Source organism: Micromonospora sp. S4605, assembly GCF_003176715.1.
GTDB lineage: Bacteria > Actinomycetota > Actinomycetes > Mycobacteriales > Micromonosporaceae > Micromonospora > Micromonospora echinaurantiaca.
Genome location: NZ_QGSW01000395.1, coordinates 1 through 7,565, shown reverse-complemented (window position 1 = coordinate 7,565; position 7,565 = coordinate 1). Strand labels below are relative to the sequence as shown.

Here is a 7,565-nt window from a genome sequence, read left to right as displayed (position 1 = left end):
GGATCCCCGCCCGGGCCCCGCCATCGGGCCGGCCCCGCCGCCGTCAACCAGGCGCGTCGGTCCGTTCCAGGAAGAGCAGTTGGGCCCGCTTCTCGGGCAGGTCCACCTGCGGGCCGGCGACGAATCCGGAGCGCAGCAGTCGCCGGATCGCCCGCTCGTTGCGCGCGTCCGGCTCCACCACGATCCGGCGCCGGTCCGGATCGGACAGGACGAAGCGGAGCATCTCCGCGACGACGGTGGCGGTGAACCCGTGCTCGGTCGACGTCGGCGGGCCGAGCAGCAGGTGGATGCCGTAGTCGCCGGGGCGTACGTCGTAGCACTCGCCGACCGGGTCGGCGTACGGGTCGTAGGTCTGCAGCAGCGCGACCGGCACGCCGTTCCGGTGCACCAGGTACGCGTGGTGCGTACGCAACGAGTCCAGGTACCGGTAGATCTCCGCGACCCGTTCCCGGTCGGCGTCGAGCATCCCCCAGAACCGGGCCCGCTCCTGGCTCACCCAGCCGTGCAGCAGGTCGATGTCGGTGTCCGGGTCGACCGGCCGGATGGTCACCGTCCCGAAACCGGGAACCTCCCTGGCGTACCGGTGCGGATCGGCGCCGGGCTGCTCAACGCTCATCTCGCTCCTCGGTGAGCTGGTCCCAGTCGGTGACCACCCGGGCCAGTCGCCCGGCCAGCCAGAGCGGCTGCTGGTCATCGTGGTGCGGGTCGCCGGGCACACCGGCGGCGCCGTGCGGCACCACCCAGCGGCTCTCCTCGCGCCGGGCCAGGTCCCAGACGTACCGGGCGACCGGGGCCCGCAGGCAGACGTCGGTCACCCCGGGCACGCTGGAGGTGGCCAGCACGCAGTCGTGGTCGCCGGCCAACTCCGGCCCCGGCGCGGCGTCCGGCTCGGGCAGCGCGCGCCACGGCGCGAGCCGGTGCCGGTCACCCCAGCTGCCGTCGGGGTCGGCGGCGGCCAGCTCCTCGACCGCCGCCCGCACCAGCGCCGGCCGGTCCACCTCGGGCAGTCCGGTCCGCAGCAGCGCCTCCAGCGCGTAGCCGACCCGTGGGGCGAGCGCCAGCCAGGGCCGGAACAGTTCCGGGTAGGCTGGCGGGTCGGCCAGCGCGGCCAGTGCGGGGTGGGCCGCGAACCGCCGGACCACCGCGGCGCGCAGCGCGGCGAAGGCGCCGGCGTCGACGCTGCCGGCGTCCATCCGGCGGTCCCAGCGGCGCAGCCGCTCACGCAGCGCCGCGGCCCGCGGGCTCAGCCCGGTGAGCCCGTCGAGCAGCGCCAGCAGCGGCTCGGCCGACGCCAGGTAGGTGTCGGTGTGCACCCGGGCCATGTCCTCGGCCCGCCAGGCGGTCGACGCGTCGAGCAGGTGCCGGATCCGGTCGGCCCGGTGGGGCGGGGCGAACTCCACCCCGAGCGGCGCGGCCAGGCCGCGCTGGTTCGCCATCACCGCGACGCCGTCGACCTCGGCCCGGGGGAGCGGGGCGTGCCAGCCCCGCCAGGCGTGTCCCGGCTCCCAGGCCGGCACCACCCGCAGCCGGTTGTCCGGGTGGCGTACCGGCACCGCGCCGGCGACCCGGTGCAGCAGGCCCCCGGCGGTGTCCGCCGCCTGCACCACGTTCACCGGCTCCACCCAGTTGTCGAAGGCGGCGTCCACGTCGGCGACGGTACGCGCCCGCAGCAGCGCGGGCAGCGCGGCGAAGCCGAGCCTCCCGGTGACCCGGGGCGGGTAGCGCAGGCTGACCGCCGTCCCGTCGTCCGGGCCGCCGGCGATCACCGGACCCCGGTCGGTCTCCACCACCTCGACCTCGACCGGCGCCGACCCGGCCACCTCGATCGTCTCCAGGTGTGCCCGGACCGGCCGCCAGCCGTCCGGCCCGTACGCCTCCACCGCCGCGCCGCGCCGGCGCAGCCGCTCGGCGTACAGGTCCTGGTAGTCGGCCATCGCGTTGGTGATCGCCCAGGCGACGGCGCCGGCGTGCCCGAAGTGGCCGATCCCGGGCACCCCGGGCACGGCCAGCCCCAGCACGTCGTACTCCGGGCAGGCGAGCCGGACCTGCTGGTAGATGCCCGGGTCCTCGACGAAGCGGTGCGGGTCGCCGGCGAGCAGTGCCGCCCCGCTCGCGGTGCGCTCACCGGCCACCAGCCAGCCGTTGCTGCCGGAGGTGGCCGGCCCGTCGGTGTGGAAGAGCGTGACCGCGGCGTCGCCCAGGTGCCGGGCCACGTGCTCGCGCCACAGCTTGCCGGGAAAGCCGGCGAACAGGATGTGGTGGGTCAGCCAGAGCGCCAGCGGGGTCCACGACTGCCACCGGCCGGGGGCCAGGCCGGTGGCGGCGAACTCCGGGGCCCGGGCGGCTCCCTCGGCGAGCCCGGCGTTGACCCCGTCGACGTAGTGCCCGACCCAGCTCGCGGTGGCCGGATCGAGGCCGGCGTGGCAACGCCGGGCGGTGTCGTCCAGCCGGACCCGGCGGGCGAACCGGTCCCATTCCACCGCCTCCACGCCGAGGAACGCCGCGCTGGTGCCCTGCGACCGGTGCCGCTCGACCTCCAACTGCCAGGCCCGGTCGACGGCGGCGTTGCGGCCCTGGGCGAAGGCCAGCTCGTCGGCGTTGTCAGCGCGCAGGTGCGGCACCCCCCAGGCGTCCCGGTAGACCCGGATGCTCATCGCGGGCCCCCGCCACCGGCCGGACGACCGGGCGCGCCACGCCGGGCGGTCGGGTCGGTCACGGCGCCACCGCGCCGGGCGGCCGGGTCGGTCACGGCGCCACCGCGCCGGCCCGGCGGCGGGCGGCGGGTACGACCAGCGGGGTGCCGCTCTCCGGGTCCTCGATGACCCGGCAGGGCAGCCGGAACACCTCTTCGACCAGCTCGGCGGTGACCACCTCGGCCGGCGGCCCGGCGGCCACCACCCGCCCCTCGCGCATGGCGATCAGGTGGGTGGCGTAGCGCGCCGCGTGGTTCAGGTCGTGCAGCACCGCCACCAGGGTGCGGCCCTGCTCCTCGTGCAGCCGGGCGCAGAGGTCGAGGATCTCGATCTGGTGGGCGATGTCGAGGTACGTGGTCGGCTCGTCCAGCAGCAGCAGCGGCGTCTGCTGGGCCAGCGCCATGGCGATCCAGACCCGCTGCCGCTGCCCGCCGGAGAGCTCGTCGACCGCGCGGTCGGCCAGGTCCGCGACGCCGGTGGCGGCCATCGACTCGGTCACGTTCCGCTCGTCCTCGCGCGACCACTGGCGCAGCAGCCGCTGGTGCGGGTAGCGGCCGCGGGCGACCAGTTCGGCCACCCCGATCCCGTCCGGCGCGATGGACGACTGGGGCAGCAGCCCGAGGGTGCGGGCCACGCTGCGCGCCGAGCGGCGGTGGATGTCCTCCCCGTCCAGCAGCACCGACCCGGCGGCCGGCCGCAGCAGCCGGGACAGCGCACGCAGCAGGGTCGACTTGCCGCACGCGTTCGGGCCGATGATCACCGTGAACGACCGGTCCGGCACGGCGACCGTCAGGTCCTGCGCGACAGTGCGGCGCTCGTAGGCGAGCGTCATCGCCTCGCCGCTGAGTCGGTGGGGCTGCATGGTCGGTGCTCCGCTCTCGTTCGTGGTCGTCACAGCCGGCCGGCCTTCCGTTCGGTGGCGAGCAGCCAGACCAGGTAGCCGCCGCCGATCACGCCGGTGACCACGCCGACCGGCAGCTGGTGCCCGCTGAACGCCCGCTGCGCCAACTGGTCGGCGCCGACCAGCAGCGCCGCGCCGACCGCCATCGCGGGCAACAGGTTCGGCCCCGGCGCCCGGGTCAACCGGCGCGCCAGGTGCGGCGCGGTGAGCGCCACGAACGACACCGGCCCGGCGGCGGCCGCGGCGAGGGAGACCAGCAGCACCGCCGCGCCGAGCAGCAGCAGCCGCACCCGCTCCACCGGTACGCCCAGCGCGCTGGCGGCGTCGTCACCCAGCTCGATCATCCGCAGCGCCGGCCCGCAGCCGAGGAACACCACCGGCACCAGCACCGCCAGCGCGAGCAGCAGCGGCAGCGCGTTGACCCAGCCCCGGCCGTCCAGGCTGCCGGTTAGCCAGAGCACTGCCCGGGCCGCGTCCATCAGCGGCGCCCGGGTCAGCAGGTAGCCGTTGACCCCGGTGAGGATCGCGGTGACCCCGATGCCGACCAGGATCAGCCGGAAGCCGGGCAGGCCGTGCCGCCAGGCGAGGGCGTGTACCAGCACCCCGGTGACCAGCCCGCCGGCCACCGCTGCCGCGCCGAGCGCCAGGCTGCTGCCGCCGGCCACCACCACCAGCAGCGCGCCGGTGGACGCGCCCTGGGTGAACCCGAGCACGTCCGGGCTGCCCAGCGGGTTGCGTACCAGCGACTGGAAGACCGCGCCGGCCAGGGCCAGGGCGGCGCCGACGCAGACGGCGGTGACCAGTCGGGGCAGCCGCAGCTCGGTGACGATGAACTCCTCCGCCGGGCTGCCCCCGCCGGTCAGCGTGCGCAGCACGTCGGCGGCGCTCATCGGGTAGTCGCCGCTGCCGAGGGCGAGCACGCCGAGGGCCGCGGCGAGCAGTGCGCAACCGGCGCCGACGACGAGCGCGCGGGGGCGCAGCCGCAGCGACACCCCGCCCGGGGTCCGCAGGACGATCACGGGTGGGCCACCCTTCCCCGCCGGATCAGCCACAGGAACAGCGGCCCGCCGAGCACCGCGGTGACCATGCCGACCTGGAGTTCGCCGGGGCGACCGAGCACCCGGCCGAGCACGTCGGCGCCGAGCAGCAGCACCGGCGCGAGCAGCGCGCAGTATGGCAGCAGCCAGCGCAGGTCCGGCCCGGTCAGCGCGCGGACCAGGTGCGGTACCAGCAGCCCGACGAAGACGATCGGACCGCAGGCCGCGGTGGCCGCCCCGCAGAGCAGGGTGATCGCGGCGATCACCACCGCCCGGATCAGGGCCGGCCGGGCGCCCAGCGCCCGCGCGGAGTCGTCACCGAGGGCCAGGGCGTTGAGCGAGCGGGCGGCGACCAGCGCGACCAGCAGGCCCGCGCCGATGAACGGCAGCACCCGCAGCACCGTCGCGGTCTCGGCGCTGGCCAGCGAGCCGACCGTCCAGAACCGCAGCCGGTCCAGCGACGCCGCGTCGAGCAGCATCACCGCGCTGACGTACGAGTAGAGGGTGGCGTTGAGCGCCGCGCCGGCCAGCGCGAGCCGGGCCGGGGTGGCCGCCCGGCCGCCGCCGACCGCGTACACGCCGACGGTGACCGCGGCGGCGCCGAGCAGCGCGAACCAGACGTAGCCGTCGATCGCGGTGACGCCGAGGAAGGCGGCGGCGGTGGCGACCGCGGCGGCGGCGCCGGCGTTGATGCCGAGCAGGCCGGGATCGGCGAGCGGGTTGCGGGTCAGCGCCTGCATCACCGCGCCGGCCACCCCGAGGGCGGCGCCGGCGAGCAGGCCGAGCAGCGTACGCGGCAGCCGCATCCGGTGCACGACGGCGTACTCGGCCGAGTCGGGATCGAGCAGCCCCTGCCACACCTCGGCGAGCGGCAGCTGTTTGGCGCCGACGGCGATGCTGAGCACGGTGACGGCGACGAGCAGTAGCAGGGCGGCGACCAGGCCGGCGGCCCGCAGCGCGGCTCGACCGCTTCGGGGTGGGGTCGGCACGGCCGGGGCCGCGGGCAGGTCACCGCTGCGTGGTGACTGGATGACGGACAGTGTGAGCTCCGGTGGGGGGTGCCGAACTTGACAGGCGATTAGGTTAGGTTAACCTAACTGGGCTGTCCACGGTCATCCCCCCCGACCCTGATCGAAAGACGACGTCATGCCTGATCCCGTGTCCGCCCGTCGACTCTCCCGCCGCGGCCTGCTGGCCGGCGGTGCCGCCACCTTCGCCGCTCTGCTCGCCGGCTGCGGAGGCGACGGTGACTCCGCATCCTCGGCGGTGAGCAAGGGTTCCGGCCCTTGGTCGTTCACCGACGACCGCAACGAGAAGGTGAGCGCCGGTGCCCGACCGACCCGCGTGGTGGCCTTCACCGGCACCGCGGCGGCGCTGGTTGATTTCGGACTCGACAAGCAGGTGGTCGGCGTCTTCGGGGAGACGAAGCGAGCGGACGGCACGAAGGACCCGCAGGCTGGCGACCTGAACGTGGAGAGCGTGGAGATCCTCGGCAACGTCTGGGGCGAGTTCAGCGTCGAGAAGTACGCGGCCCTGCGCCCGGAGCTGCTGGTCACCCACATGTACGACCCGGGCGCGCTCTGGTACGTGCCGGACGAGAGCAAGGACAAGATCCTCCCGCTGGCCCCCAGCGTGGCCGTCACCACCGCCCGGGTGCCGATGACCAAGCCGATCGAGCGGTACGCCCAGCTCGCCGAGTCGCTCGGCGCCGACCTGTCGGCCAAGAAGGTCACCGACGCCAAGGCCCGCTTCGAGGCCGCCGCCGAGTCGGTCCGGCAGGCGGTGAAGACCAACCCGGGCATCAAGGTGATGGCCGCCTCCGGCAGTCCCGACCTGTTCTACGTCTCCAACCCGAAGGTCAGCACCGACCTGATGTACTTCGCCGAACTCGGGGTCGACATCGTGGTGCCGACCAAGCTCGAGACGGGCGACTACTTCGAGGTGCTGAGCTGGGAGAACGCCAACAAGTTCCCGGCCGACCTGATCCTGCTGGACAACCGCAGCACGGCCCTGCAGCCCAAGGACCTCGCGGCCAAGCCGACCTGGGGGCAGCTGCCGGCGGTCAAGGCCAACCAGGTCACCCCGTGGGACGCGGTGCCCCGCTTCTCGTACGCCGGCGCGGCGCCGCTGCTGGAGAACCTGGCCAAGGCGATCCTGGCCGCCAAGAAGGTCAGCTGACAGCCGTCGCCGTCCGCGACCGGTACCAGCGCCGGCACCCGGCCGTGGCCCGCGCCGACCTTGGTCGGTGCGGGCCACGGGCGTAGCGGCCGGAAAGCGGCAAGCGTCAGGCGGCTCCCGGGACGGTGGCGTCCGGGAATTCCTGGTACATCACATGCAGGCCGACCCGGCCGAGAGTGGGGTGCCGGAACGCGCCCGGCACGGTGCCGACCACCGCGAAGCCCTCCCGCCGGTACAGCTCGACGGCGGCGGTGTTCGTCGCCACCACCGCGTTGAACTGCATCCCGGCGTAGCCGCGCGAGCGGGCCCAGTCCAGCGTGTACCGGCACAGCGCGGTGCCCACGCCCCGGCCGCGCGCCTCCCGAGCCACCATGAAGCTCGCCGTGGCGACGTGCGAGCCGGGCCCGGGGCGGTTGGTGCCCATCTTGGCGGTGCCGAGCACCGCCCCACCGTCCACCGCGACCACCGTGAGTCCCGGCGGCTGCTCCACCCACATGTCGTACGCCTGGCCGGCGGTCATCGCCGGGTCGTAGGGGAAGGTCTCCTGCGCCCGGATCACCTCCTGGAGGATCGGCCACACCTGGGGCCAGTCGGACTGCGTGAACGGCCGGATCTGCACGGCGAGCACCCTAGACGAGTAGTTCCGAATCCCGGTCAGTGGTCGTAGGCGATCAGTGACCGGGTGACGGGTGCGCCGGTCTTGTTGTTGTGCCAGATGGCGGCAGCCATGGCCAGGAGACGCTGGGCCACCCGCAC

Annotated in this window: 7 protein-coding genes and 1 pseudogene; 1 reads left to right on the top strand and 7 read right to left on the bottom strand. The window is 75.0% G+C overall.

All coding sequences use genetic code 11. The annotated features are described in order from the left end of the window. Positions 1 to 43 precede the first annotated feature (43 nt). The 5 genes from DLJ47_RS31645 to DLJ47_RS31625 all read right to left on the bottom strand — a co-directional run bounded on the left by DLJ47_RS31645 (position 44) and on the right by DLJ47_RS31625 (position 5,620). Entirely contained in the window at positions 44 to 616 is a 573-nt protein-coding gene (locus DLJ47_RS31645; protein ID WP_109905553.1) for a GNAT family N-acetyltransferase, read from the bottom strand. Continuing rightward, positions 606 to 2,648 (bottom strand): penicillin acylase family protein, encoded by a 2,043-nt coding sequence (locus tag DLJ47_RS31640; RefSeq protein WP_109905561.1) that lies wholly within the window; start codon positions 2,646 to 2,648, stop codon positions 606 to 608. The genes DLJ47_RS31645 and DLJ47_RS31640 overlap by 11 nt, the downstream gene beginning before the upstream one ends. Before the next feature lie 97 nt (positions 2,649 to 2,745). Next, complete coding sequence (locus DLJ47_RS31635; RefSeq protein ID WP_109905559.1) at positions 2,746 to 3,525, bottom strand: ABC transporter ATP-binding protein; 780 nt, start codon at positions 3,523 to 3,525, stop codon at positions 2,746 to 2,748. Positions 3,526 to 3,584: 59 nt separating this feature from the next. Further along, positions 3,585 to 4,613 (bottom strand): FecCD family ABC transporter permease, encoded by a 1,029-nt coding sequence (locus DLJ47_RS31630; RefSeq protein WP_109905551.1) that lies wholly within the window; start codon positions 4,611 to 4,613, stop codon positions 3,585 to 3,587. Next, a complete protein-coding gene (locus DLJ47_RS31625; protein WP_342447660.1) occupies positions 4,610 to 5,620 on the bottom strand; it encodes a FecCD family ABC transporter permease in 1,011 nt (336 codons plus the stop codon). The genes DLJ47_RS31630 and DLJ47_RS31625 overlap by 4 nt, the downstream gene beginning before the upstream one ends. 157 nt (positions 5,621 to 5,777) lie before the next feature. On the opposite strand from DLJ47_RS31625, the gene DLJ47_RS31620 reads away from it, so the two are divergent. Continuing rightward, complete coding sequence (locus DLJ47_RS31620; protein ID WP_109905549.1) at positions 5,778 to 6,809, top strand: ABC transporter substrate-binding protein; 1,032 nt, start codon at positions 5,778 to 5,780, stop codon at positions 6,807 to 6,809. Positions 6,810 to 6,915: 106 nt separating this feature from the next. Here DLJ47_RS31620 and DLJ47_RS31615 read toward each other — a convergent pair whose 3' ends face one another. After that, the gene (locus DLJ47_RS31615; protein ID WP_109905555.1) at positions 6,916 to 7,428 is read right to left on the bottom strand and encodes a GNAT family N-acetyltransferase; all 513 of its coding nucleotides are present in this window, start codon (positions 7,426 to 7,428) and stop codon (positions 6,916 to 6,918) included. 35 nt (positions 7,429 to 7,463) lie between these two features. Continuing rightward, positions 7,464 to 7,565, bottom strand: a pseudogene (locus DLJ47_RS31610) (IS982 family transposase); the annotation flags it as partial.